At 58.4% G+C, this 25,719-nt stretch carries 25 protein-coding genes; 17 read left to right on the forward strand and 8 right to left on the reverse strand.

The features are described 5' to 3' along the window. Nucleotides 1-420: 420 nt before the first annotated feature. The 16 genes from J2T55_RS12385 (at nt 421) to J2T55_RS12460 (ending at nt 14,333) form a co-directional block, all read left to right on the forward strand. A complete protein-coding gene (locus tag J2T55_RS12385) occupies nt 421-1,281 on the forward strand; it encodes a type IV pilus biogenesis protein PilM (protein ID WP_259057509.1) in 861 nt (286 codons plus the stop codon). Beyond that, nucleotides 1,278-1,889: a PilN domain-containing protein gene (locus tag J2T55_RS12390; protein ID WP_259057511.1), complete on the forward strand. Its 612-nt coding sequence runs from the start codon at nt 1,278-1,280 to the stop codon at nt 1,887-1,889. The genes J2T55_RS12385 and J2T55_RS12390 overlap by 4 nt, the downstream gene beginning before the upstream one ends. A 1-nt stretch (nt 1,890) precedes the next feature. After that, nucleotides 1,891-2,595 (forward strand): type II secretion system protein M, encoded by a 705-nt coding sequence (locus J2T55_RS12395; RefSeq protein WP_259057513.1) that lies wholly within the window; start codon nt 1,891-1,893, stop codon nt 2,593-2,595. 28 nt (nt 2,596-2,623) lie between these two features. Then, nucleotides 2,624-2,965, forward strand: coding sequence for a general secretion pathway protein GspB (locus J2T55_RS12400; RefSeq protein ID WP_259057514.1), 342 nt, complete (start codon nt 2,624-2,626; stop codon nt 2,963-2,965). Between the two features lie 66 nt (nt 2,966-3,031). After that, complete coding sequence (gene mshL / locus J2T55_RS12405; protein ID WP_259057517.1) at nt 3,032-4,711, forward strand: pilus (MSHA type) biogenesis protein MshL; 1,680 nt, start codon at nt 3,032-3,034, stop codon at nt 4,709-4,711. Nucleotides 4,712-4,718: 7 nt separating this feature from the next. After that, nucleotides 4,719-5,660, forward strand: a complete 942-nt coding sequence (locus tag J2T55_RS12410) for an ExeA family protein (protein WP_259057519.1) — start codon at nt 4,719-4,721, stop codon at nt 5,658-5,660. Next, nucleotides 5,657-7,126, forward strand: a complete 1,470-nt coding sequence (locus J2T55_RS12415; RefSeq protein ID WP_259057525.1) for a tetratricopeptide repeat protein — start codon at nt 5,657-5,659, stop codon at nt 7,124-7,126. Before J2T55_RS12410 ends, J2T55_RS12415 begins: the two co-directional genes overlap by 4 nt. After that, the gene (locus tag J2T55_RS12420; RefSeq protein WP_259057526.1) at nt 7,123-8,880 is read left to right on the forward strand and encodes a GspE/PulE family protein; all 1,758 of its coding nucleotides are present in this window, start codon (nt 7,123-7,125) and stop codon (nt 8,878-8,880) included. Before J2T55_RS12415 ends, J2T55_RS12420 begins: the two co-directional genes overlap by 4 nt. Before the next feature lie 20 nt (nt 8,881-8,900). Next, on the forward strand, nt 8,901-10,118 hold the full coding sequence (locus J2T55_RS12425; protein ID WP_259057528.1) for a type II secretion system F family protein: 1,218 nt from the start codon (nt 8,901-8,903) through the stop codon (nt 10,116-10,118). Between the two features lie 47 nt (nt 10,119-10,165). Continuing rightward, a complete protein-coding gene (locus J2T55_RS12430) occupies nt 10,166-10,774 on the forward strand; it encodes a hypothetical protein (RefSeq protein WP_259057531.1) in 609 nt (202 codons plus the stop codon). A gap of 28 nt (nt 10,775-10,802) precedes the next feature. Further along, nucleotides 10,803-11,411 carry a hypothetical protein gene (locus J2T55_RS12435; RefSeq protein ID WP_259057532.1) on the forward strand — a complete coding sequence of 203 codons (609 nt, stop codon included), beginning with the start codon at nt 10,803-10,805 and terminating at the stop codon, nt 11,409-11,411. A gap of 227 nt (nt 11,412-11,638) precedes the next feature. After that, nucleotides 11,639-11,989: a pilin gene (locus tag J2T55_RS13250; protein ID WP_407660096.1), complete on the forward strand. Its 351-nt coding sequence runs from the start codon at nt 11,639-11,641 to the stop codon at nt 11,987-11,989. A gap of 116 nt (nt 11,990-12,105) precedes the next feature. Continuing rightward, nucleotides 12,106-12,543 carry a type II secretion system protein gene (locus J2T55_RS13210; RefSeq protein WP_310521991.1) on the forward strand — a complete coding sequence of 146 codons (438 nt, stop codon included), beginning with the start codon at nt 12,106-12,108 and terminating at the stop codon, nt 12,541-12,543. Further along, the gene (locus J2T55_RS12450) at nt 12,533-13,057 is read left to right on the forward strand and encodes a type IV pilus modification PilV family protein (protein WP_259057533.1); all 525 of its coding nucleotides are present in this window, start codon (nt 12,533-12,535) and stop codon (nt 13,055-13,057) included. Before J2T55_RS13210 ends, J2T55_RS12450 begins: the two co-directional genes overlap by 11 nt. Before the next feature lie 2 nt (nt 13,058-13,059). After that, on the forward strand, nt 13,060-13,899 hold the full coding sequence (locus J2T55_RS12455) for a prepilin-type N-terminal cleavage/methylation domain-containing protein (protein WP_259057536.1): 840 nt from the start codon (nt 13,060-13,062) through the stop codon (nt 13,897-13,899). Then, on the forward strand, nt 13,896-14,333 hold the full coding sequence (locus tag J2T55_RS12460; protein ID WP_259057539.1) for a hypothetical protein: 438 nt from the start codon (nt 13,896-13,898) through the stop codon (nt 14,331-14,333). Before J2T55_RS12455 ends, J2T55_RS12460 begins: the two co-directional genes overlap by 4 nt. Nucleotides 14,334-14,441: 108 nt before the next feature. On the opposite strand, the gene trmL is transcribed toward J2T55_RS12460, so the two are convergent. Continuing rightward, on the reverse strand, nt 14,442-14,903 hold the full coding sequence (trmL, locus tag J2T55_RS12465; protein WP_259057540.1) for a tRNA (uridine(34)/cytosine(34)/5-carboxymethylaminomethyluridine(34)-2'-O)-methyltransferase TrmL: 462 nt from the start codon (nt 14,901-14,903) through the stop codon (nt 14,442-14,444). Between trmL and J2T55_RS12470 the strand changes: the two genes are divergently transcribed. Beyond that, the gene (locus J2T55_RS12470; RefSeq protein ID WP_259057542.1) at nt 14,895-15,884 is read left to right on the forward strand and encodes a dihydroorotate dehydrogenase; all 990 of its coding nucleotides are present in this window, start codon (nt 14,895-14,897) and stop codon (nt 15,882-15,884) included. The two genes, trmL and J2T55_RS12470, sit on opposite strands and share 9 nt — an antisense overlap. Nucleotides 15,885-16,187: 303 nt before the next feature. Here the strand turns inward: J2T55_RS12470 and J2T55_RS12475 are convergent, their stop codons facing one another. The 7 genes from J2T55_RS12475 to J2T55_RS12505 form a co-directional block, all read right to left on the reverse strand. Beyond that, nucleotides 16,188-16,514 carry a tetratricopeptide repeat protein gene (locus J2T55_RS12475; protein WP_259057544.1) on the reverse strand — a complete coding sequence of 109 codons (327 nt, stop codon included), beginning with the start codon at nt 16,512-16,514 and terminating at the stop codon, nt 16,188-16,190. 16 nt (nt 16,515-16,530) lie between these two features. Beyond that, on the reverse strand, nt 16,531-18,630 hold the full coding sequence (locus J2T55_RS12480; RefSeq protein ID WP_259057546.1) for a class I SAM-dependent methyltransferase: 2,100 nt from the start codon (nt 18,628-18,630) through the stop codon (nt 16,531-16,533). Next, a complete protein-coding gene (locus tag J2T55_RS12485; RefSeq protein ID WP_259057548.1) occupies nt 18,627-19,211 on the reverse strand; it encodes a class I SAM-dependent methyltransferase in 585 nt (194 codons plus the stop codon). Before J2T55_RS12485 ends, J2T55_RS12480 begins: the two co-directional genes overlap by 4 nt. Nucleotides 19,212-19,220: 9 nt before the next feature. After that, on the reverse strand, nt 19,221-20,672 hold the full coding sequence (locus J2T55_RS12490) for a TrkH family potassium uptake protein (protein WP_259057550.1): 1,452 nt from the start codon (nt 20,670-20,672) through the stop codon (nt 19,221-19,223). 14 nt (nt 20,673-20,686) lie between these two features. Beyond that, on the reverse strand, nt 20,687-22,060 hold the full coding sequence (trkA, locus tag J2T55_RS12495; RefSeq protein WP_259057552.1) for a Trk system potassium transporter TrkA: 1,374 nt from the start codon (nt 22,058-22,060) through the stop codon (nt 20,687-20,689). A gap of 72 nt (nt 22,061-22,132) precedes the next feature. Further along, nucleotides 22,133-23,503, reverse strand: coding sequence for a sigma-54-dependent transcriptional regulator (locus tag J2T55_RS12500; protein WP_259057554.1), 1,371 nt, complete (start codon nt 23,501-23,503; stop codon nt 22,133-22,135). Further along, nucleotides 23,500-25,716 (reverse strand): sensor histidine kinase, encoded by a 2,217-nt coding sequence (locus J2T55_RS12505; protein ID WP_259057555.1) that lies wholly within the window; start codon nt 25,714-25,716, stop codon nt 23,500-23,502. Before J2T55_RS12505 ends, J2T55_RS12500 begins: the two co-directional genes overlap by 4 nt. Between the last annotated feature and the right edge of the window lie 3 nt (nt 25,717-25,719).

Below are 25,719 nucleotides of genomic sequence, written 5' to 3' on the forward strand. Positions count from 1 at the left end.
ACCCGTGGCTATCGGACACCGAATGAAATATTACTGGGGCAATCAACTGAACTGTTGACTGCATAACTTGATTGCACTTATTGATAGAATCCAAGGTTCAGTCTGGAACAGTAATTGCAATATTCCCCGTCATTCAAGTCCTGGCAATAAGACCGGGCAGAAACTAATCCCGGCAAATTGGTGTCGTTTTTATTGACAACCAATAAGTTACAGTAAAGACTTAAATTTCGGCTGAAATAACTGGGGGATCAGGGTGTCGCCTGCAAGAGACACTCTGGCATAACTATAAAAGCGGACAGGCCTGTCATTGGCTTGATGCTGGGGAATAACTCATTGTTTTCACTTCTTAAAAAGAAGGTTGTCGAGGATGCGTTGGTGGCGGTTTGCCCTGTGGGGAGGGGGATCGCGGTCGCCAGAGTATTGCGCGAAGCTGATTTGCCGCCGGTGCTTGAACACTGCCAGTTCGTGGACGTGACGGCTGAAAAACAGTCGGGATCGCTCGCGCAACTGCGAAAATCGCTGGATCTGGAAGACTACGAGTGTGTCAGCGTCATGGCGCCGGGCAGTTATCATCTGCTGCTGGTCGAGACGCCGGATGTTCAGCCGGCCGAATTGCGTGCCGCCGTGCGCTGGCGCGTCAAGGACTTGATCGATTTCCATGTCGATGACGCGGTGATCGATGTATTCGAGGTGCCGAATCAGAAAACCGCGGGCCGGAATACAATGATGTATGCCGTGGTGGCACGCGCGAGTATCGTCAGGCAGCGTATCGATATGCTGACCGGGGCCGGAATCAATCTGGCCGTGGTTGATATACCCGAACTGGCCTTGCGTAACCTGGCGGCCCTGGTACCCGAGGATGTTGGCGGGGTGGCATCAGTCTACCTCGATGCGCACACCGGCCTGATTACCATAACGCGCCAGGGCGTTCTCTATCTGTCGCGACAGATCGATCTCGGCTACGAGGATCTGGCCGCATCCGGATCTGACAATGAACTGCTCCAGGAGCAGGCTGATCGTATTGTTATAGAAATCCAGCGTTCGCTGGACTATTACGAGAGTCACTTTTCGCAGCCGAATGTGGCGAACGTGATTATCATGCCCAGCCCGGGACCGGCTACTGATCTGAGCTCCTATCTGAATAACCAGCTGGACTTGCAGGTACGCGAACTTGATCTTAACCAGCTGCTGGATCAGCCTGCCACGCTTGATCGCTCGACCCAGGCGCACTGTCTGCTGGCTGTAGGGGCAGCCCTGCGACAGGAGGGCAAATCGCTGTGAATCAGCAAATCAACCTTTACCAGCCGATGTTTCGCCGCCAGGAGAAGGTTTTTTCGGCGGTGACCATGGTCCAGATCGTGGGCGTGATACTGCTGGTATTGACTGCTTTTTACGCCTATAGCTGGTGGAGTCTGCAGCCCTTCGAACAGGAGCTGGCAAAAGTCAAGCAGGAACAGAACCGGTTGCAGAAAGAATTGGTGCGCCTTGAGGCGCAGGCGCCCGATCAGTCCAAAAGTCAGCTTCTGGAAGACGAGATTGAGCGTCTGAACCGTGAAGTGGAACAGAAGCAGCGTGTGGCCGAGCTGATCAGTGGCAAAAGTCTTGGCAATCGCGATGGTTTTGCGCCGTTACTGGAAGGATTGGCACGTCAGCATATGAGCGGTCTGTGGCTGACGCATGTCAGTCTCGAGCATGGTGGCAAAAGACTGTCACTCAGTGGCAAGGCCATCTCGTCCGAGTTGATCCCGCAGTATATACAGCAGCTTTCCAGGGAAAAGGTTTTCGCCGGCCTGGGTTTCAACGTACTGGAAATCAAACGTAGCGACAGCGAACCGGGCGTGGTTGAGTTTGATCTTGCAACCAGGATCAACGAGCAGAGCAAAGGCTGACATGGCAGATAACCTCGCAAAACAGAAGTTAAAGACTTACCAGGACAAGGTCGACTCGCTGAGTATTCGTGAACGTGCCATGGTGTTGCTGGCAGTCATAGCTGTATTGGTTTTTGTCTGGGATACATTTTTCATGGCGCCACTGGATGCGCGCCAGAGCCGGGCCCAGTCGCAGCTTGAAACGGAACGCGCCCGGTTGTCTGCACTGAACATCCAGGTGCGTCAGGCGATTGCCAGACAAGGTGAGGATCCGGATGCGGATAATCGCGAACGACTTGCGGCCCTGCGTGATCAGCTGTCAACGATGGAAGACAATATTCAGGATACGGCCACGAGCATGATAGCGCCGGCACGTATGCCCGAAGTACTTCGAAATGTGATTAACAGAACCCGCGGCATCAGTCTGACACAACTCAAGGGGCTTGGCGCAACACCGCTACTGGATGATAAAACAACCGATAGTGATACAGGCAATAATGCTGGGGCAGATGCCGATAAAGAAACGGCCAATGCCTACAAGCATGGTATGGAACTGGTTCTGGAAGGCGATTACTTGGCTGTGCTTGAGTACGTCAGGCGTTTGCAGGCGCTGGAATGGAACTTCTACTGGGATGCATTTGAACTGGATGTTGGCGATTATCCACAAACCGAAACAGTCCTCAGAATCTATACGATCAGTCTGACCGAAGACTGGATACGAGCCTGATATGCGCTGGCTACTACTCATATTATTAGTGCCAACATTTGCAGCAGCGGAGTCGCTGCCGGATCCGACACGGCCATTTGGTTATGACACCAGTCCGATCGAGATTGTCGAGGAAGATGAGTTGCCACGCGAGCAGGTCAACTGGAGGCTGAGTGGCATCCGTATATCACCTGATGACAGGTCTGCCATTCTCAATGGCAGGTTGTTGCGCGAAGGCGAGATGGTTGATGGTGCCGAGCTGGTCGAAATCAGACCGGCCTCCGTGTTGATTGATTTTGACAACAAGCGCATACGTGTCGACCTGCTGACTCTCGATATCAAGCAAGAACGAACATCAAGAAACACCACCACTGGTTCGGACAACAGCTGATCACAACGGGTTTAATCAATGAATAGCATTTATCATACGAAACCAGCCACAGGCGTCCTGCTTGCATTGCTTCTTGTAATAAGCGGCTGTGCCACGGGGCCTGCCGATCAGAGCATACTGGATCGCAGTCGTGATGAGCTGAAAAAGGCCAGTGACAGTCAGTCCGAGGTGGAAGATGTTCCTGAAAGCGTGCGTTCGGCACTGATCCCGGCGGTCGAGCTTGATGCCGCCAAGGTCCCTGAAATGCAGAAGGACATGCAGCGCTTTGACATATCGGTCAACAATGTGCCGGCCAACCAGTTCTTCATGAGTCTGGTGGACGAGACCCCTTACAACATCGTCGTCCACCCGGAAGTGAGCGGTGACATATCGCTGAATCTGAACGATGTCACGATTCCCGAAGTGCTCGAGGCAACGCGTGATGTTTATGGTTTCGAATTCGTTGAGACCAGCTATGGGTTCCAGGTATTGCCGGGACGTCTGCAGGCACGCATCTACCAGCTCAATCACCTCAACATACAGCGCCGTGGCGGTTCGCGGACTATCGTCAATTCCGGTTCCGTAACCAGCGGCGGCGGTGGCGGCAGCAGTCTGGATGAAGCCGGCCAGCAGACTGCTGTGGGTGGTGGCTATTCCGGGCGTTTTGGCGGTAATAACGTCACGCCGGTACTTGGCACCGAAATCAATACCAACCAGCCGGAGACCACCTTCTGGGAGGAGCTGCGTACCTCAGTGCAGGCCATTATCGGCAGCGGTGAAGGGCGTAACGTGGTGGTGAATCCGCAGTCCGGTGTCGTCGTTGTCCGCGGCCTGCCCACCGAACTGCGCGAAGTCGAGGCCTATCTCGAGGCGACCCAGCTGGTTGTCCAGCGCCAGGTTATCCTTGAGGCCAAGATTATCGAGGTCACACTGAACGAGCGTTTCCAGACCGGCATCAACTGGAGCGGTGTCATTGGTAGTGGCGATAGTACCGCCACGATCAGCACAATAGGTACCGGCACACCTGTCGATGATGTGCTCGGAAGCCTTGATGATTTCGGTGGTGCCTTTTCCATGGCGCTTGAGTTGAATAATTTCAGTGCATTCATCGATCTGTTGAGTCAGCAAGGTAACGTGCAGGTTCTGTCAAGCCCGCGTGTGGCCACGACCAATAACCAGAAGGCCGTGATCAAGGTCGGCTCCGATGAATTCTTCGTCACCGATGTGAGTACGACCGCATTCGGTGGCCTGGGTACCACCAATGCCAACCAGAATGTCACCCTGACGCCGTTTTTCTCGGGCATTGCACTCGATGTAACGCCCCAGATCAGTCAGGATGACTGGGTGACCCTGCACGTGCACCCCTCGGTCAGCGAGGTCGAGGATCAAATCAAGACGCTGAGTATCGGCGGTGAAACCCAGCAGTTACCCCTGGCCCAGAGTACGGTACGGGAAACCGACAGTGTGGTGCGCGCTCGTTCCGGCCAGGTTGTCGTTATCGGCGGCCTGATGCGCGACAGTATCAGTGACGAGCAGCAAGGCGCCCCCGGACTGAGTGATATCCCGGTTCTCGGCTCCCTGTTCAAGCAGACGCGCAAGCAGTCAACCAAGAGCGAGCTGGTTATACTGTTGCGGCCTGTCGTGATCCAGGGCAAGGATGCCTGGCGTGAAACGATTGATGAATCCAGTCGTTCGTTGGAAAGCCTGAGTAACACACTGAATAATCAGGAATGGTCCCGGAATCAGTTGCCCGGCACGGACCGCTAGAGACATCATGTACCTGGAACACTTCGGATTAAAACAGTTTCCGTTCACGATTACGCCGGACACCGGATTCTTCATGAACCGTGCCGGTTACCAGGATGCACTCAATGTGTTGCTGGTGTCGTTGCGCAGCGGCGAAGGATTCGTGAAGGTTACCGGTGAGGTCGGCGTCGGCAAGACCATACTCTGTCGTAAGCTGCTCAATTCATTGTCGCGCGAAAATTTCGTTACCGCCTACATGCATAATCCGTATCTGCAGCCGGACAGCCTGCTGTTCGCAGTAGCCGATGAGTTGCGGGTCGGGTACAAGGAAACCGATAGCCAGCATGTATTACTGAAACGTATCACGCGTAGCCTGATCGACTATCATCGTAACGGTAAGGCGGTAGTGCTCTGCCTGGACGAGGTTCAGGCGATGCCGGTACAGACGCTGGAGGTGCTGAGATTGCTGACCAATCTCGAGACGGAAAAGCGCAAGTTGCTGCAGGTGGTTCTGTTCGGGCAGCCAGAACTGGATACATTACTGGAACAGCCATCTATTCGACAGCTCAAGCAACGAATAACCTTTTCCTACCGTTTGTTACCGTTGAACCGTGTGGCCTTCCGTGCCTACGTCGATCACAGACTTGCTGTGGCCGGCCATGAAGGGACGCCGTTGATCCAGCGTCCGGCCTACGATCTGTTGTACAGAACGAGTCAGGGTATCCCGCGACTGATTAACATCATCGGCCACAAGGCACTGCTGGCCGCCTATGGCAACGGCGACAGGCAGGTCAAGCCTGCGCATATCAAAATGGCAGTAGCTGACACGAGCGAGGCGAGAGCGGCGGGTCGTTGGGACCTGTTCTGGCCCTTTCCGCGCGCAGCCTGCTACCTGGCAGTTGCCAGCATCGTACTGGTTGCTGCTGTGGTTGTGTTCAACAACGGCTTTTTACCGGGTTATTGGCGATGAGTCTGATCAATGACATGCTCAGCAATCTGGAACAGCGCGATGACAGCGCCTCTGCCAGTAGCAGTGTCTTTGCAGGTTTGAAATCCGCCGAGTCGGTGTCCGAGCCAGAACCCTCCCGGGCAGGGCGGCTTTTCTTCCTGTTGTCGATCCCGGCCTTGATCGGTGCCGGCCTGTACTACGTCATGTTCGGTTTGCCCGTTGATTTGCCGGGTCAGCCACAGTCAGCAACGAAGCCTGCCCCGGAAGTTGCGGCTGTCGAGCCAGCCGCCGCCGAGAAACAGACTGAAGCAGAAACAAGCAGTCCGTCCCTGAAACTGGATGAATCGTTACTGAACAGCCGTATTGAGCAGACTCTGGCGACCCTGCCGCGGATGGCTGATGCCTCCGACACGACTGTTTTCCCGATACCGGAAGATACGCCGACAGCCATCCAGCTTGAGGATATTCGTATCGGCAAGCGAAATGATAAGTTGCATATGGAAATGCATTTTTCGGGACGGACAGACTATCGCAGCTATTTTCTGACGCAACCGGACAGGCTGGTGTTTGATATACAGACTGCCGAACTCGATCAGCCGACGGAGAAACTGTCGTTACCGGGTTACATAGAGAAAGTGCGTCACGGCCGGTATGGAGAACAACTGCGTATGGTGTTCGACCTTGAAGCACCGTTAGAGATCGTCGATGAGCAGTGGTTGCACGATGAAGAGGGCTCATTGTTGACGGTCCAGCTGCGCGAGGAAAACAGCACGGCAGGTGTTGAAAAGGTCGCGTCTGCTGAAACGAACGCAAAAGACAAGCCATCCAAGCCGGCAGAAACGCAGGGCGAGACATCCCCCGTAGTCAACCCCCGCTCCATCTCGATCAAGTCAGGCGACGAGCGGCGCTCGCAGATTAGTGCCAGCGATTACCAGAAGGCCCTGCAGCACTATAAACGCCAGGATTACGGTAAGGCCATGAGCCTCCTGGAAAAACACCTGGCCGAAGCACCGAACGATGTCGCTGCACATAAACTCAAGGCGATGATCCTTGTCGCCGAACAGAAACCGGAACAGGCGATGCGCGCGCTTGCGGTCACGATCGAACGGCTGCCGGAAGCCAGCGCACTCAAACAGCTTTATGCCCAGCTGCTCATGCAAGCGGGACAGCCGGAACAAGCCGTTTCCGTCCTGTCGGATGAGCCACCGTCATTGCGCCGGATGCCGGATTATCATGCGTTACTGGCTGCCCTGCTGCAGCAGCTTGGAGAGCATGACAAATCAGCGGCGCTTTATAAGCGGCTTGTTCAGGTCGAGCCCGAGCGTGGTGTCTGGTGGTTGGGATTGGCCATTTCGCTGGACAAGATGCAGCGTAGTGAGGATGCCCTGGCCGCATATCGAAAGGCCCAGGAAAGGAACCTGTCGAATGACCTGCGTCGCTACGTGGCAGCCAGAATCAACGCACTATCCGGGGCACGCAACTCATGAGCAGTCGTCGCAAGGTCAGGCTCGGGGATCTGCTGGTTGAGCAGAAACTGATATCCGAGGAACAGCTGCAGGCCGCACTCGCCGATCAGAAGAAAACCGGGCATAAGCTTGGCCGCGCCCTGATCGAGAATGGCTTTGTCGATGAGGAGCAGATCCTGCAGACATTGTCGAGCCAGCTCTCCATCCCGTACATCGATATTCTGCACTATAAACTTAAGCCGGAAACCGTACGGCTGATCCCGGAAATCCAGGCACGCCGCTTCCGTGCGGTGGCACTGGAAGACAATGCCGACGGCGTGCTGGTCGGCATGGCGGATCCGACCAACATTTTCGCCTACGACGAACTGGCACGGTTGCTGAAGCGGCCGATACACCTGGCCGTGGTTCGTGAACGGGATTTGCTACGTACGCTTGATTCCGTTTACCGCCGTACCGAAGAGATCAGTGGCTATGCCGAACAGCTCAGTGATGAACTCGCCGAGGGCGATGTGGACCTGGCCAGCATGGTATCGAATGCCGATGTTGCCGATGCGCCGGTCGTCAAGCTGCTCAGCTCCCTGTTCGAGGACGCGGTACAGATCGGTGCCTCGGATATTCACATCGAACCGGACGAGGAAGTGCTGCGCATACGCCAGCGTGTTGATGGTGCATTGCAGGAGCAAATTGTCGACGAGGCACGTATTGCACAGGCGCTGGTTCTGCGCCTGAAACTGATCGCAGGACTGGATATCTCCGAGAAGCGCCTGCCCCAGGACGGTCGCTTCAGTATCCGTGTGAAGGATCGCAACATAGACGTGCGCATGTCGACCATGCCGGTGGCCTACGGTGAGACCGTGGTCATGCGCCTGCTCGACCAGAGCAGCGGTATTCTGAGCCTGCCGGAGCTGGGCATGCCGCCCGACATCCGCCGGCGTTACGAGCTGCTTGCCGGCCGCCCGCACGGGATGGTCCTGGTAACGGGGCCGACCGGTAGCGGTAAAACCACGACCCTGTACGCCACGCTGAAGTTGCTTAACCGTACCGACAACAAGATCATTACCGTGGAAGACCCGGTCGAGTATCGCCTGCCGCGAACCAACCAGATCCAGGTCAAGACCGAGATCGGTCTGGACTTTGCCCGTGTGCTGCGGTCGGCATTGCGTCACGACCCGGATATCATCCTGGTCGGTGAAATACGTGACGAGGAAACTGCGGAGATTGCCCTGCGCGCGGCGATGACGGGTCACCTGGTGCTATCGACCCTGCATACCAATGATGCCATCAGTACCATCAACCGTTTGCTGGATATGGGCATCAAGAGTTACCTGCTGGCTGCGGCCCTGCACGGCATCCTGGCACAGCGTCTGGTTCGCCGGGTGTGCAAGAGTTGTGCGCGGCCACATACACTGACCGATCATGAACGCATCTGGCTCAAGGCGTACGCGGACGAGCGTGCGCTCAAGGCGCCCTATGTCAAGGGCAATGGCTGTGGTTATTGTAATCACACGGGGTACGCCGGGCGTATCGGCGTCTATGAGTTGCTTGATATTGACCGGAACCTGACCGACATACTGGGTTCCGGCGACAGTGCGGCATTTTCCCATGCGGCCCGGCGCGCACCGGGGTACGTGCCGCTTCAGCAGGTGGCACTCAATTATGCCAAACAGGGCATGACGACCATGGAAGAAGTCCTGCGCGTCGCCGTGGATATAGAGGCCATCATGCAGTACGACGGCCAGGATACACAGCCTGATCAACATGTGCTCGAAAGCTGAGCAGGAATGTCGGTGAGCTGATGCCCTATTACGCTTACAAGGGTCGTAATCCGCGCGGCGAGTTGGTCCAGGGGAGTATCGAGGCTAACACGGCCGATGTCGTCGCCAGCCAGCTCATGAATACCGGTGTCACGCCAATCGATATTGTCGAGACTGAAGGCGAACAATCGGGGCAGGGCAATGTGCTTGGCCGGGCGTTTGCCAAGCGGCCGGGCCTGGATGATCTCATTCTTTTCAGCCGGCAGATGTACATCCTGATGAAATCCGGCGTACCGATCACCCGGGCCATGTCCGGCCTGATCCAGTCGACCCGGAACCCGTATATGGTCGAAGCGCTGCGCGAGGTGCTCGCGGATATCGAATCGGGCCATGACCTCGGTAATGCCCTGGGGCGGCACCCGGCCATATTCTCGACATTGTTTGTTAGCATGATCCGGGTCGGTGAAAACACCGGCCGCCTGGACGAGGCATTCCAGCGGATTTCCCAGTACCTGGAGCTGGAAAAGGATACCCGTCAGCGGGTCAAGGCGGCCCTGCGCTATCCGCTTTTCGTACTAGCGGCGATTGCCATCGCGATAGCAATCATCAATATTTTTGTCATCCCGGCCTTCGCCGACCTGTTTGGCCGGGCGGATGTCGAGCTGCCCTGGCAGACCCGGCTGATAATGGCGACATCCAGCTTTTTCGTGAACTACTGGCCGCTGCTCCTGCTCGGCGTGATCGGCGGCATTGTAGGCTTTCGTGTCTATATCACCACGGAACGCGGCCGCTACTGGTGGGACAAGACCAAGCTCGAATTGCCATTGGTGGGCGATATCATCAAGCGCGCTATTCTCGGCCGCTTCGCGCGCGCCTTTGCCATGGCGCTGAAATCGGGCGTGCCGCTGGTGCAGGGATTGACGGTGGTTGCCCGCTCGGTGGACAACGACTACATTGCCGAGCATATTCTCGGCATGCGCAATGGCATCGAGCGGGGTGAATCGATGACCCGTACCGCGGCCATGACCGGCCAGTTTACGCCGCTGGTCCTGCAGATGATGGCGGTCGGTGAGGAAACCGGCGAGGTCGACCGGCTGCTGGCCGAGGTTGCCGACTACTACGAACGCGAGGTCGATTACGACATCCGCAACCTGAGCTCGACCATCGAGCCGGTGATGATCATTGCTATCGGCGTCATGGTCCTGGTCCTGGCACTGGGCGTGTTCCTGCCGATGTGGGACATGTCGAAGGCGATCTGATAAACCAATGCGCATGAATCAACACATGAATGACCGGAAATACAGCCATGGCGCGTGAATCCCTGTTTGCCCGCTGGAGCGACCACCGCCTGTCACGGCTCGAACTGGTGTTCGTGGTCATCGTCCTGCTGGTGCTGGTCAGCATGTTCCTGAATTACATGCTCGTCATGATGGCGCGCGCTGAGCGTTCCATGGTGGAAAGCTCGATTATCAACATGAACAGCGCCCTGCGCGTACAGGCCTTGCACGCCCTGGCCAATAATGGTGGTTCCGAAATTGAGAATTTTCGCCACGCCAATCCGGTCGCCCTGCTCGAACGGGAGATCGATTGGGATCAGCTTGAAGCCAAGGACTCGGCCCGGGTGGCCACGCTGGTGCGGGCACGGAATTCGGCCCTGCTGCCGAATTATGCCGGTGAGCTAACCACGGAAGCGGGAATGGAACTGGATCCGGGCAGCTGGTATTTCGACACGGAAAAGGACGCGCTAGTCTACCTGGTACGCAACGCGGAAGTTTTTCGCAGTGAACTGCCGGGCCCGGCGCGCCTGCGCTATCAGCTGGAGATTGGTGCCGGCGGAAATCCGGAACAAGCCAGCGGTGCCACTATCGGTCAAATCCGCTTGCAGCCGATGGATAAATACCAGTGGCTGTTCTGATCAGTAACACTATTGAGCTCGAGTCATTATGAGCGGATATAGCGCTGAACTTTACGGCATCCTGTCAGCCACGCTGTTCTGGATTGCGGCCCTGACGTTTCTGGTCGGTTTGCTCATGCTGCTGGTGCCGGGCTGGTTGTTGCGCGTAAGTGAAAGGCTGAACCTTTGGATCGACACCTCGGTCTGGTTCAAAAAGCTCGATGAGCAGCAGCATTTCGAGCGGCAGTTCTATCGCCATCACGTGTTGATGGGATTGCTCATCGTGGCCGGCTCGCTGTACAGCCTGTGGTTCCTCTGGCGCCTGCAGGGTGGCGAGCTGGCGGCGCTGCTGCCCGTCATGGCCAATCCCGTGTTGCAGGACATTGTTCAGGTGAGCCTGGCCTGTTTTCTGCTGGCCGGCAATCTCTTTGCGCTGCTGGTCGGCCTGGTCGTCCTGTTGCGGCCGAGCCTGCTAAAGGGGCTGGAAGCCCGGGCGAATCACTGGGTGGCCAGCGACCAGGCCCTGGGGCGGCTGGACCGGCAGGTTGATACGGCGGATCGTATGGTGCCCGGTCACCCGCGCCTGTTCGGCCTGCTGGTGGTGGTTGGTAGCCTGTACATCATGTCGAACACGCTGATCGCTGTTTTTCCGGGATAAAATAGGCCAAACTGTGACTTGGCGCACGCTAAATGAACGTTGAATGCTGGATTCTGGCCGCCATTCAAGGCCATGCGGCCGGAAGTAAAGATTTTATAGCCACAGGAAAGTGGTGCTGTCAGGCCTGTTCGGATGCAAGGAACATCCCGGTTCCGCCGCGGCGGGACCGAGCGGAGCAGGCAAGCGGGGCTGCGGCCTACTTGATACATCTAACGGAGGAATTCTCCATGAAGAAGCAACAATCGGGTTTTACCCTTATTGAACTGGTAGTCGTTATCGTCATTCTGGGCATCCTGGCCGCAGTGGCGACACCAAGATTTGTTAATCTTACCGATGATGCCCGTCAGGCAGTTGTTGATGGCGTGAAAGGTGCTTTCTTATCTCAGGCAGTTGTTAATCTTGGTTCGAATCAAGGAGCAGATACATGCGCTAACGTGCTAGCTGATTTGATTGTAGAAGCACCAGTAACTATTTCGGGTGGCGCCGATGCTGGGACGTTAACAGTTACACATGATGATGATAATACTATTACAAGTACAGCCACTATAAGTTCAGACCTTTGTACTGGTGATGTTTAAATTGCATAATTTAATAAATATTGCGGTATACAAGAGGGCCGTGAGGCCCTCTTTTTTATTATGATGATAGGGTATAAATTTTAAAATTGTTGTTTAGCATATTAATCTGGCCATCTATGAATAAAGGCTTTACTCTTATAGAGCTTGTGGTGATTATACTTATTGTGGGTATATTGGCCGCGTTTGTAGTGCCACGTTTAAACATTTCAGATTATCGTGAGCAGGGGTTTATTAAGCAATCACTGGCAACGTTACGTTATGCACAAAAGCAGGCCATCGCCAGCGGCTGTAATGTGCAAGTCGATGTTTCCGCCAGTGGCTGTAACCTGAACATGCAGGCCAGTGCGCCGAACTGCAACGCCACGGCTCTTACCAATCCTATAACCAGCAGCCCTGATTTCTGTCTGGACTCCGGTGCGCCCGCCGGAAGCACGTTTGCGGCACCTTTCACTTTCGATAATATCGGTCGGCCTAGTGGCGGCGCCAAACAGTTCGTGCTCGGTGGCAGCACCATCCGCGTCGAAGCAGAGACGGGTTATACCCATGAGCTTTGAACAGGACACCCGGCAGGTTGGTTTTACGCTGATCGAACTGATCGTTGCACTGGTAGTGCTCGGCGTTGGCGTCAGCGGTTTTCTCCTGCTCATCAACCAGGCGACGCGCGACAGCGTCGACCCCCTGATCCGCAACCAGGCCAATGCGGTGGCGCAGTCCTACCTGGAAGAAATTCTGCTGCAGTCGTTTTGCGATCCAGACAACGGCATGGACTGTCCGACCGACTGCACCAGCAGTCCGTGCAGTAGTAATTGCGGTGGCAACGATCCGGGACGCGCAAACTATGATGATGTATTCGACTACGCCGGCCTGAACCAGGCACCGCGGGACCGCAATGATTCGCCCATCACCGGACTGGGGGATTACACGGTGTCCGTGGGTATTCAGGATAACGGTGTCGGACTGGCCGGCCTGAACGGCAGTAGTTGTCAGGTCGTGCGGGTTGATGTGAATGTCGCGCATCCGGTGCTGTCCGGTCCCGTTACCCTGTCCGGCTTCAAGGTGAATTACTAGCCATGTTCCGGAAGATGGCAGGCCGCAACCGAATCAGGGGATTTACCCTGATCGAGCTGATCATCGTGATCCTGCTGATCGGCATTCTGGCTGGTGTGGTTGTGACCATCCTGTATGGTCCCGTCCGGGCGTCGTTCGATATCCAGGATCGGGCTGAACTGGTGGATATCGCCGAGACCGCCCTGCAGCGCATGACGCGCGAAATAAGACTGGCGTTACCGAACAGCATTCGTATTACCGGTTCCAATCAGGGTGTCGAGTTTCTGCGTACGGCGGATGGTGGCCGTTATCGTGCCGATCCACCGCCGGGTAATCTGCGTTTGCGGTTCAATAATTCGCCCCAGGGTGTCGATGGCGAATTCGAGGTGCTGGGTGGTCTGTTGCGTGTTGCTGCGCTGCCTGACTGTGCGCCCCTGTGTCTGCTGGTGATCTATAATACCGGTCAGCCCGGCGCCAATGCCTATAATGGTGACAATAGCGCCAATATCCAGGGCTTCGGCAGTAGCCCGACAACGATCGACTTCCAGCGTCCGTCCGGCACCGGTTTCCCGTATGAATCTCCGCAGCAGCGTTTTCAAATCGTCGACACGCCGGTCAGTTTTATCTGTGATCCGGGTACCGGTGAGGGTGAAGTCACTCGCTTCGACAACTATGCCGTTGATGGCAATCCCGCCGCCGGCAACGCCAATCTGCTGATCGACAAGGTGACGGCCTGTAACTTCAGCTACCAGCCAGGCAGCGCCACGCGTTCTGGCCTGGTATCCATACGACTGACCATCGAGGCCGATAACGGTCAATCCATTGAACTGTTTCAGCAGGCCCACGTGGATAATCAGCCATGACCCGGCCCATGCATTCATACCCCGGCAGGCAGAAGGGCTTCAGTGCCATCATTGCCATCGTGCTGATCGTCATTCTCGCTTTACTGGGTGCCTATGCGGCGACCACGGTGGGCGTGCAGTCGTTGAGCACCACGCAGTCGGTTGGCGGCATGCAGGCCTGGTTTGCGGCGCGGGCCGGTATCGATCGCGGTATTGCCGCAGTGCTTGACGGCGGTGGCTGTGGCAGTGTGCCGGGAACACCGCTGGCGCTGAGTGGCGGTGGATTTGACGGCTTCAGCGTGACCGAGCTCAGTTGCAGCTCGGCGACCGTCCAGGAAGGCCCGGATACTTACGACGTCTACCAGCTCAGGGCGACCGCGAGCCGGGGTGGCAACGCCGGCGATATTGCCTACGTGTCGAGAACGGTCGAGGTGACCGTCAGCGACAGTCCCTGAGTCTGTTTACGATACTCAAATACTGGAGGCGTCTGTCGAATACCGGTTCGTGCCGCCGCCGCTCCTGCGCTTTATGCGCCTCCTGGCCATGGGCAGGCTTTTAGCCGCCTAAGTCTCTAGCCCAAAGCCCTGCTGGCGCCACGCCTCGTAGACGACGATGGCGACGCTGTTGCCCAGGTTCAGGCTGCGTGACTGCGGCTGCATCGGTATTCGCAATACCCGTTCCGCCAGGTCCCGGCGTACGGCCTCCGGCAGGCCGCGGGTCTCGGGGCCGAACAGCAATGCGTCGCCGGTCTGGTAGCGGACGTCGCTGTAGTAGCGGTTGCCGCGGGTGGAGAAGCCGAACAGGCGACTGTCCGGGCAAGCGCTGCGGAACCCGGCCAACGAGTCATGCACCTGCATGTCCATCCATTCGCGGTAATCCAGACCGGCGCGCTTCATCTGCCGGTCGTCGAGCTGGAAGCCGAGTGGTCGAATCAGATGCAGAGTTGCCCCGCTGTTCGCACACAGGCGTATAATGTTGCCGGTATTTTGTGGAATTTCCGGCTCCAGTAGAACGACATGAAACATTCGGCCTTACCCCTCACGGACCAGGACCGGCAGATGCTGGCCATGGATTTCTGTGGACTGCATTTCAACACGCCGCAGGTGCTGCTCTCCGGTTGTGTCGGTTTTGGCGAGGAATATACCCGCGTGAAGGGATTTTCCAACACCGACGTCGGCGCCGTCTGCCTCAAGGGGACGACACTGGCCGAACGCCTCGGCAACGAACCGCACCGCCTGGCCGAGACGCCGATGGGGCTGCTGAACGCCATCGGTCTGCAGAATCCCGGTTCGGCCCGGGTGGTGGCCGAATACCTGCCGAAGCTGGATTTCAGCGAGACGCGTTTTATCGCCAACCTGTCCGGTTCGACGGTCGAGGAATACGCCGAGGTGACGCGAATATTCGACGATTCGCCCATCGACGCTATGGAGATCAATATCTCCTGCCCGAACGTCAAGGAAGGCGGTGTCGCCTTCGGCAACGATCCGGACATGTCCGCGCGCGTGGTCGAGGCCTGTCGCACGCAGACCCGCAAGCCGCTGATCGCCAAGCTGTCACCCAACCAGACTGATATCGCCAACAATGCCCGTCGCTGTATCGAGGCCGGCAGCGACGCCCTGGCCGTGATCAACACGGTCATGGGCATGGCCATCGACCCGGAACAGCGCCAGCCCGTTATCGGCAACAACCAGGCCGGCCTCTCCGGCCCGGCGATCAAGCCGATCGCGCTGCTGAAGGTGCACCAGGTCTACCAGGTGGCCGGTCCGCTCAACATCCCGATCATCGGCCAGGGTGGCGTCACCCGACCGGAGGACGCGCTGGAGTTCATCATCGCCGGCGCCAGCGCGGTCGGCGTCGGTACGGCGCTCTTCTATGACCCGCTGGTCTGCAGCAGAATCAACAGCGTCATGGTCGACTATCTCAAGCGCCACAACATGACGCACGTCAACGAGCTGGTGGGCAGTCTGCAGCTGCATGAACCGGCGACCAGCGTCTGCGCCAACTAGGGGCTCGCCGGTCACCAAGCAACATCCCCGTTCGTGCAGCAAGCTGCGCGCCTACAGATGCCGGGGTTGGCAATGATCCAAACCGTAGACGCCGAATTCATTCGGCGAAACATGCGCCCGAGGGTTCGCGGATTAAAATCCGCTCCCACGAAAACCGATCTTGCCAATCACTAATCATCAATAACCAATTAACCAGTCAACCATAACTGCAGAAGCCGACTGCAGTCGGCGAATAGGCGGCCGCGGATATTTGTAGATTTTCCGTGCCGTGCCCGCAATTGGACGGTGGTATCGATGCCAGCGCTATTTTTGATCCCATTGTTTATGCAGCCGTTTGAGAAACACGCGCATTTCCTTGCCCGCCTGTATGTCGCCGTTGTTGTTCGCCGCGGCAATACCCTGTTCGTAGGCGTCGATAGCCTGTTCGAGGTTGCCGCTGTCGGCCAGCGCGCCGGCGTAGGCCTTCCAGGCCGCGGTATAGCCGGTGTCGTGTTTGACGGCCTGGCCCAGGTGTTCTATCGCGGCGCTCAGGTCACCTTCTTTCAGGTAGGCGTTGCCGAGGCTGTAGCGCAGCAAGGCGTTGTCCTGACCATTGGCGAGGAGTTTTTCGAACTGTTCGATCGGATTCATGAACCTGGCCTAAATCTTAATCTGGGGCACGCACCCAGAAGATGTACTGCGCGGCGAAGCTGTCCGGATGCGCCTGTTCGTAGGCCTGCCAGTATTGCAGGTTGATGGCATTCGGGTCATCCGGGTACTGCTGGCGATAATGCTGCAGGGTGGCGTAATCGTCGAACTCGAAGCCCAGGAACTCCAGCGCGAGTTCGTCAATAATTTCTGCAATGGCGCTGAGATCGAGCTGGTGTTCCTGCACATGGAACATGAGGTCGCGGCATTCCGAGACGCTGTAGAAGTCGGGCGAATGCAGCAGACCGCGCAGCGGATCGCCAGCGTCCAGCGCGGCGATATATTCGCGTACCCGGCGAATGCCGACAATATCCGCGTCGATGTTCTGTGCGGCGATGCGTTCGCGAATGGCGCGTATCGGCCCGCGCGCGGCGTGACTATACAGGCCGATGCGCATCACGCCGCCGGGGTTCAGCCGCCGGCGTAACGCCTGCCAGCCGGCTTGCGGATCGGCCAGATGATGCAGCACGCCGTAGCATTCGATGGCATCGAACGGACCGACGCTGTCGTCGAGCCGGACAATGTCCGCCTGGGCAAAATCAATGTCGTCGTGGCCGTGCGCGGCCGCCTGGCGCATACCGTAGGCGAGGCTGGTGCGGCTCATGTCGATCGCGGTGATCTGTGCATCCGGGATGCGCCGGGCCATGCGCAATGCCTGCAGGCCGGTGCCGCAGCCGGCGCAGAGGATTGCCGGTGCCGGGTCAAAGCCCGGTGGCCGTGCACGCAGGTGCGGGAACAGCAGGCAGAGGTAATTGCCCAGGCTGTAGCCGTCCGGTTGATCCAACATGCGCCAGCGCGGATACGGGTTGGCCTCGTATTGGGCGCGCACGTCGGTCGAAGTGCCGTCATCGATCGTGGTCAGGGCCGGTAATTGTGATCGGTATTCATCTTCCTGCGCCGGTTCAACAACCTGTTGTTGCCAGACACATGCCAGTGATGGGTCGCCGGTTGCCGCTTGTGGCGGCATTGCGTCGTCGATCGACAATCGCTGCGACAGCGGTCGGTAGCAGGCGTACAGACACAGCTCGATCGCAGGCGTTTCGGCAATGGGCCTGCCGGCCAGCGCCTCGAGCCGGCTCTGTTCCGCAGCGCTGACTGGCCACAGGTACTCGTTCAGAAAACACTGTTCGGCCAGCGCCGCGACCAGTGGCAGATATTTTTCATCCAACAGCTCCGGTGTCAGCAGCAGTTGCTGCCGCACCCGGGTCAGTAATTGTTCCAGCGACCAGTCGCACAGCGGCTCGCGCTGCAGAAGGTTGAGCAGCAACGGCTGTTGCAGCCGATCCAGCAATGCTTCGTCGACGCTCAGCTGGTCACGCTGCAACAGGTCTAGCGCATCATAAAAGATCTGCGTGGCCAGGTACCGGCAGGCCATGCGGTTCAGCGTCCGGCCGTCGATGCGTTGCAGTTGCAGGCAGTCGAGCAGATCGGCGGCCGGCAGTTCGGCGTAGCTGGCCGGCGGCAGGTGCACCAGGCAGTCCGCCAGGTCCGAATGGATCTGCCAGGATTCCGGCTGCAGTTGGCGCGCGCGGCGCAGCGGTTCCAGCGCCGCCACGGCATCGTTCTGCTGCAGCAGCAGTCGGCCGAGATTGTGCCAGGCGCCGGCAAACGCCGGCCGGGCGTCGATGGCGCGGCGATAGGCGGCGGCGGCCTGCCCGGGATCACCGCGCTCGAGCCAGGCGTTGCCCATGTTGTTATGCAGTTCGGGGACGTCAGAGCGCAGCTTCAGCGCCTTGTCATAGCAGGCCAGTGCGTCGTCGAGGCGTGCGTGACGCTTGTACAGCATGCCGAGGTTGAGCAGCGCCTCGAATACTTCGGGCTGCTGGCGCAGGCAGGCCTGGTAGGTTCGCATGGCCTCCTGGTTTTGCCCCTGTTGCTGCTGGATGCGGGCGAGCAGCAGGTAGGCGCGCTGATCGGCAGGATTGATCTTGATCGCCTTGCGCAGGTGTTTGCTGGCGCTGGCGAGCCCGCCGCGCTGCTGTTGTTCCTGTGCGCGACTCAGCAGACGGCCGACTTCCACCGCCGCATTGCGCTTGCTGGTCTGGCCGGCTGCTTTCATGGCCGGCGCCAGCCGATGTATTGCACGCGATCGCGAAAGCCGTGGCTGCTATCACCTAGGCGGCCGGCCTCGTGGTAATGCACGACCTGCAGCTGCGGCAACAGCTGCAGCAGTTCGTTGTCCGCCAGGCGATAGGCCGGGTTGTTGGGGCCGGCGTCACTGACTGCGGTGCAGCTGAAGGTCTGGTAGAACAGCAGCCCCGCCGGTCGCAGCGCCCCGGCGAGCGCCGGCATGATCGTGCGATCGAGGAAATGGCTGACGACGATGACATCGAAGCTGTCCGCGGCCGGCGGCGACTCGACAATGTTCCGGCACTGACAATCGATAGCCAGCTGTTCTGCCGCGGCAAGTTGTTCCAGATCCTGCAATGCCGTCGCGGCGTAGTCCCAGGCCTGGGTCTGTAAACCGTGGGCCGCCAGCAGCAGGGCATTGCCGCCGCGGCCGCAGGCGAGGTCGACTGCGGCGCCCGAGGCCGGCAGCAGATGCACGTGATCTGCCAGCACCGCTGCGGCCTGCGGTCGTTGCATGGTCTGGCTTTCCCGGTAGCGACGCTCCCAGCGATCGGTGCCGTTAACAGTCATGGCAACGACTCATTTCTTCCAGAATGCCGGCGTCAGGATGACCAGCAGGGTGAAGATTTCCAGACGGCCGAGCAGCATGGCGACGACGAGTACCCACTTGGCGGTGTCGTTGATCGGGCCGTAATGTGCACTGACATCGCCGAGGCCCGGGCCGAGATTGTTCAGGCACGCCGCCATCGCCGAGAACGCCGTGATCTGATCCAGGCCGGTGGCCAGCAGCAGCAGCATCAACAGGGTGAAGACGGCAACATAGGCGGCGAAGAAGCCCCAGACCGCGTTGACCACCCGGTCGGGCAGACTGCGGCCGCCGAGCTTGATCGAGAATATGGCGTTGGGATGAATGAGCCGGCGTACCTCGCGCAAGCCCTGCTTGACCAGCAACAAAACGCGGATCACCTTGAGGCCGCCGCCGGTGGAAGTGGCGCAGCCGCCGACAAAACTGGCGAACAGCAGCAGCACCGGCAGGAAGGTCGGCCAGTTCTGGTAGCTGGCGGTGGTAAAGCCGGAAGTGGTGGCGATCGAAACACTCTGGAACAGACCGTCGCGCAGTGAGTCAGCGGCAGCTACCTCGGGACGTATGTAAAGCAGATAAACGATCGTGACCAGGCTGAGTGCGAACAGGAACGTGACATAGGCCCGCACCTCTGAATCGTGCAGGTAGGGCCGCAGGCTGAACGAACGCCAGGCGAGAAAATGCAGGGTAAAATTCATCCCGCCCAGCAACATGAAAAAGACCGCGACGAGTTCGATGGCGGTGCTGTCGAAGTAACCGATGCTGGCATCATGGGTGGAAAAGCCACCGATCGAGACGGTCGAGAAACTGTGGGCGATGGCGTCGAATGGTGTCATGCCGGCGACCCAGTAGCTCAGGGCGCAGAGGATGGTCATGCCGAGGTAGACATACCACAGTGCCTTGGCGGTTTCGGTGATGCGCGGCGTGAGCTTGGCATCCTTGAGCGGACCGGGAATTTCTGCCTTGTAGAGCTGCATGCCACCGATGCCGAGCATCGGCAGGATGGCGACGGCCAGCACGATGATGCCCATGCCGCCCATCCATTGCAGCTGCTGGCGATAGAACAGAACTGACAGCGGCAGGCTGTCGATGCCGGTCAGTACGGTGGCGCCGGTGGTGGTCAGGCCGGACATCGACTCGAACACCGCGTCGGTAATGCTGAGCCGCGGAAACTCGCTCAATAATAGCGGTATGGCTCCGGACAGGCCGAGGCTGACCCAGAACAGCACGACGACGATGAAGCCGTCGCGCAGCTTCAGTTCGGTGCGAATGTTGCGCACCGGTAACCACATGATCAGGCCGGCCGTCAGAATCAGTCCCCAGGCCAGCAGGAAGGCGAAAGCGGCACCATCCCGGGCAAACCAGGAGATGGCCAATGGTGGCAGCAGCGTCAGGCTGAACAGCGCCAGCAGCAGACCAAGAATGCGTTGGATGGCGGTTAATTGCATGCTGGCTGGTGCGCCTACAGAAAAGTAATGCCGACCTGGAACAGGTGTTCGACCTCGGGAACCCGCGACTTGTTGGCGACCAGCATGATGATATGGTCGTCGGCTTCGATCACGGTGTCATGATGCGCGATCATGACCTCATCGCCGCGCACGATCGCGCCGATGCTGGTTTCCGGCGGCAGCTTGATCTTGCCGAGCGGACGCCCGACCACCTTGGATGAATTGACGTCGCCGTGCGCGATCGCCTCGATCGCCTCGGCCGCACCGCGGCGCAATGAATGCACGACGACGACGTCGCCCTTGCGGATATGCGCCAGAAGACTGCCGATCGTGGCCTGCTGTGGCGAAATGGCGATGTCGATGACGTTGCTCTGTACCAGGTCGACGTAGGCGGCGCGGTTGATCAACGACATGACCTTGCGCGCGCCCAGGCGCTTTGCCAGCATCGAGGAAATGATGTTGGCCTCGTCATCGTTGGTGACGGCACAGAAGACGTCCGTCTGGTCTATGTTCTCGTCGGTCAGCAATTCCTCGTCGGCGGCATCGCCGAGCAGTACCACCGTGCGTTCCAGGCTTTCGGCGGCCTGTTCGGCACGCAGCGGGTCCGACTCCAGCATCTTGATGTCGTATTTCTTCTCCAGCGCGCGTGCCAGGCGTCGGCCGATGTTGCCGCCGCCGGCCAGCATGATGCGCTTGACGGCCCGCTCCTTCTCGCGAATGAAGCCCATCAGCGAACGGATGTGTTTCGTCGCGCCGATGAAGAAGACTTCGTCGTCGGGTTCGATACTGGTATCGCCTTCCGGAATTAGCGGTTTGCCGCTGCGGAAAATGACGACAACGCGGAAATCGATATCTTTCAGGTTCGCACGCAATTCACGCAGCGTGTGTCCGACCAGCGGGCCGTTGTAGTAGGCCTTGACGGCGATCATCTGTACCTTGCCCTCGGCGAATTCCAGTACTTGCAGGGCGCCTGGGAAGGCGATGAGCCGGGCAATGTAATCGGTAACCAGCTGTTCCGGGCTGATCAGTACGTCGATGGGTAACGCTTCCTGGGCGAACAGCGCCGACTGCGACAGGTACTCGCCCTCGCGCACCCGCGCGATTTTGGTCGGTGTGTGAAACAGTGTGTAGGCGATCTGGCAGGCGAGCATGTTGATTTCGTCGCTGTTGGTTACGGCGATCACCATGTCCGCATCGCGGGCGCCGGCACGCTGCAACACCGAAGGATATGATGCTACGCCGGTGACCGTCTGCAGATCATAGCGTTCATTGAGCATGGTCAGGCGTTGCTGATCAATATCCACCACGGTGATGTCATTGGCTTCACTGGCCAGGTTGGCCGCCAGTGACGAACCGACCTGACCGGCGCCGAGGATGATGATTTTCATGATTGCAGACCTGATTCCAATGGTTGCTTGATTCTGGATGACACTAGTCTGTCTGCCGTCGCTAGCATGGCCTCACTTGTCGCTGCCATCGGCTTTCAGTTCAATACCCAGTGAACGCATCTTGCGATAGAGATGCGTACGCTCCATGCCGACGTTTCTCGCCACCTTGCTGACGCTGCCGTCGGCCTGCTTGAGCTGATACTCGAGGTAGGCCTTTTCGAATTGTTCGCGCGCTTCGCGCAGCGGCAGATCAAACCCCGGCAGATTGTTGTATTCGGCCGGCTGTTTCTGGCGCTTGCCGAGCACACTTTCGACTTCCTCGGTTTCAATGATTTCGTCACGGCCGAGGATCAAGAGCCGTTGCACCAGGTTTTTCAGTTCGCGCAGGTTGCCCGGCCAATGGTAACTGCGCAGCCGGTTCTGGGCGGCGACGCTGAAACGCCGATAGGTCAGGCCTTCACGTTCGGCAAAGTAGGCGACATAGTGTTCGAGCAGATCGGGAATATCCTCGTAGTGATCGCGCAATGCCGGCAATGGAATGGGCACCACGCTTAACTGGTAGTACAGATCATCACGGAAATTGCCGTTGTGAACGAACTGTTCGAGGTTGTGCTTGGTTGCAGCCACCACACGGACGTTGCTGCTGATGGGTTCGACGCCGCCGACGCGCACGAACTGGCCACTGTCGAGCAAGTCCTGGAGTTTGCCCTGTACCGGCAGCGACATGTCGGCAATGTCCTTGAGGAACAGTGTGCCACCCTCGGCCTTTTCCAGCAGGCCGGTCTGTATGCGGCCGTCATCCTCCTCGCTGCCGAACAACTCGGCCGCCGAGTTTTCGGCGGACAGGCTCGAGACGCCGACGCTGATGAACGGGCTATTGGCGCGGTCGCTCATATTGTGCAGGTAGCGGGCGAATATTTCCTTGTCGGTACCGGATTCGCCGATGATCAGTACCGGCGTATTGTGATGCGCGACGCGCTGCAGCTGGTCACGCAACGCCTGCATCTGCTGGCTCTTGCCAATGGGTTCGTCGCTGGCCTGGCTGTAGTGGCGCAGGCGGGTGTTTTCCTGCTGCAGGGAGACGCGTTCGAGGGCGTGCTTGATGGTCAGCAGCAGCTTGGCCAGCGATAGCGGTTTTTCAATGAAATCGTAAGCCCCGAGGCGAGTGGCTTCGACCGCGGTCTCGACGCTGCCGTGGCCGGACATCATGACGACCGGGAATATCTCGTTGTGTTCGGCCTTCCATTCCTTCAGCAGGGTAATGCCGTCCTCGTCCGGCATCCAGATATCCAGCAGGACCAGATCCGGCTGGTGTTGATTGATCTGGTCGCGGGCGCGGTCGGCACTTTCGGCCACCTCGACATCGAAGCCCTCGTCCACGAGGATCTCCTGAACCAGTTCGCGAATATCCGGTTCGTCGTCGACAACGAGAATCTTGCTCATACGGTCGCTGTTCCCTGATTATCAGTATCGCTATCGTCAGCGTTATTGGCGTCGCTATCAAGCGGCAGCCGTATCACGGCTGAAGCCCCGGCTGCCGGCGTGTTGTTCTCCAGCCAGACCATACCACCATGTTCCTCGATGATCTTCTTGACGATCGCCAGTCCCAGACCGGTGCCCTTGGTCTTGGTCGTTATATAGGGTTCGAAAATCTGGCCGATGAGTTCATCGGAAATGCCGCAGCCGCTGTCGCTGATGCGTATCTCGACGAATTCCAGACCGCCCTGGCGGATTTTCTGGGTCGATAATGCCAGTTGTATGGGTTCATTGTCACAACTGGCGTCAAAGGCATTGTTGACGAGGTTGTTCAGTACCTGGCGCAGACGGCCGGGATCGGCGTTTACCGGTGGCAGGTTCGGTTCCAGGTCAACGTCGACCTGCGCGCCGGGATCCAGGTTGTGAAACAGGTCCAGTACCTCGCGCACCAGTTCATTGAGATCGATCGGTTGCGGTTCCAGCGCCGGCGCGCGGGCATACTCGGAAAATGTGTTGACCATATCCTTCATCGTCTCAACCTGCTGGATGATGGTATTGGTCAGGCGGTCCAGCGGTTTCAGATCCAGATCCGGAGTCTCGGCCTGCATATACTTGTGCCGGATGCGTTCGGCCGACAGCTGAATCGGCGTCAGCGGATTCTTGATCTCGTGCGCCAGGCGCCGGGCGACCTCGCCCCAGGCAGCGTCACGCTGGCTCTGGATCAGGGTGGTGATGTCATCGAAAACAATGACAAAGCCGGCCTGTTCGGCGGTGGTACTCGGCAGCGAGGTGCCGCTGCACATCAGTACCTGGCGGCCGCTGCCACCGAACAGTGTGACCTGGGCGCGCCAGTCTTCCTGGCTTTCCAGGTGCGGTGTGATCACTTCTTCCAGGTGCAGCAGGTGCGGGTGTGTCTCGCACAGGTCGTGCAGATGCTTGCCGATCCAGGGCGAGATCGGCAGGCCGAGTATCTGGCTGGCGCTGACGTTGGAGGTGCGCAGGTTGCGTTCCTGGTCCAGCACCAGCACGCCGGACGACAGCCGTCCGAGCACCGCTTCGAGATAGGCGCGTTGGGCCTCGGCTTCCTGGCGGCTCTGGTGGACCGCATCGCGGGCACGGGCGATCTCGCGGGTCATGTCGTTGAACGACGCGACCAGTACGCCGAGTTCGTCGTTGCTGGGTACTGGCAGTTGCATGCTGTAGTCGCCGCTGGCAATCGCCTTGGTACCCATGGCCAGATCGCGGATCGGTGCGGCCAGCCGACGGGCGGTATAGAACGCCGCCCAGACGATGCTGAAGATGCTGAACAGTAGCACCAGCGTCAGCAGCAGGGTGAAGCTCAGTTTCAGTTGTTCGCGCAGGTAGGACAGCTCGCGGTACTTTTCGTACGCCGATTCGACGCTGTCGGCAAGCTCGTTCATGCGTTGCGATACGGGGTACAATGCCTGCAGAACGCGATTGTCCGATTGTATCGAGATGTCCGGTACATTGACGGCGGTGCGGATCACCAGTTCGTTTTCCTTGACCGTATCCAGGCCGACGTAGCTGTTGCCCTGGCGCAGTTGCAGAAAGATGCTATCGCTCGGTGTGGTAGGCACCAGCTGGGTCGCATCGCTGGAACTGCTGGCGATAAAGCGGCCCTGGCGGCTCATCAGCGTCAGTTCCTCGGCGCCAATGCGACGGCGCATCTCGTCGATTTCGAACGATGCCGCGGCATTGTCGACGTCAATGAATTCATCCGCCACCTGCCGTGTTCGCCGCAGCATGTCACGCATGCGGCCATCCAGTGCCAGACGGCTCAGTTCGAGCGAGTCATTCAATGCGCTCTCGACGCGCAGATCGAACCAGTTATCGATGCCGCGGTTGAGAAAATCGAGCGAGAACCAGTAGACGATGAGCACCGGCGTGACCGACAGCGTGGTCAGCATCAGTACCATGCGCACGGTCATGCGGGCGCCGGCGACGCGGTTGCGGAGTTGCTGGATCAGCTGGCGGATATTGACGCCGATCAGAATCAGCATGACCAGCAGACCGACCGCATTCAATACCAGCAGGGCCGAATACAGTCGGCCAAAGCGTTCGGAATTCTGCATGGCGTCGCTCATCAGCAGCAGCGACGCCAGCATGAAAAAGAACAGGCCGAGGCCACTGATGAAAATGATGCGGCTGTCGCGTTTCATCGC

The organism is Methylohalomonas lacus (genome assembly GCF_024808875.1).
GTDB lineage: Bacteria > Pseudomonadota > Gammaproteobacteria > Methylohalomonadales > Methylohalomonadaceae > Methylohalomonas > Methylohalomonas lacus.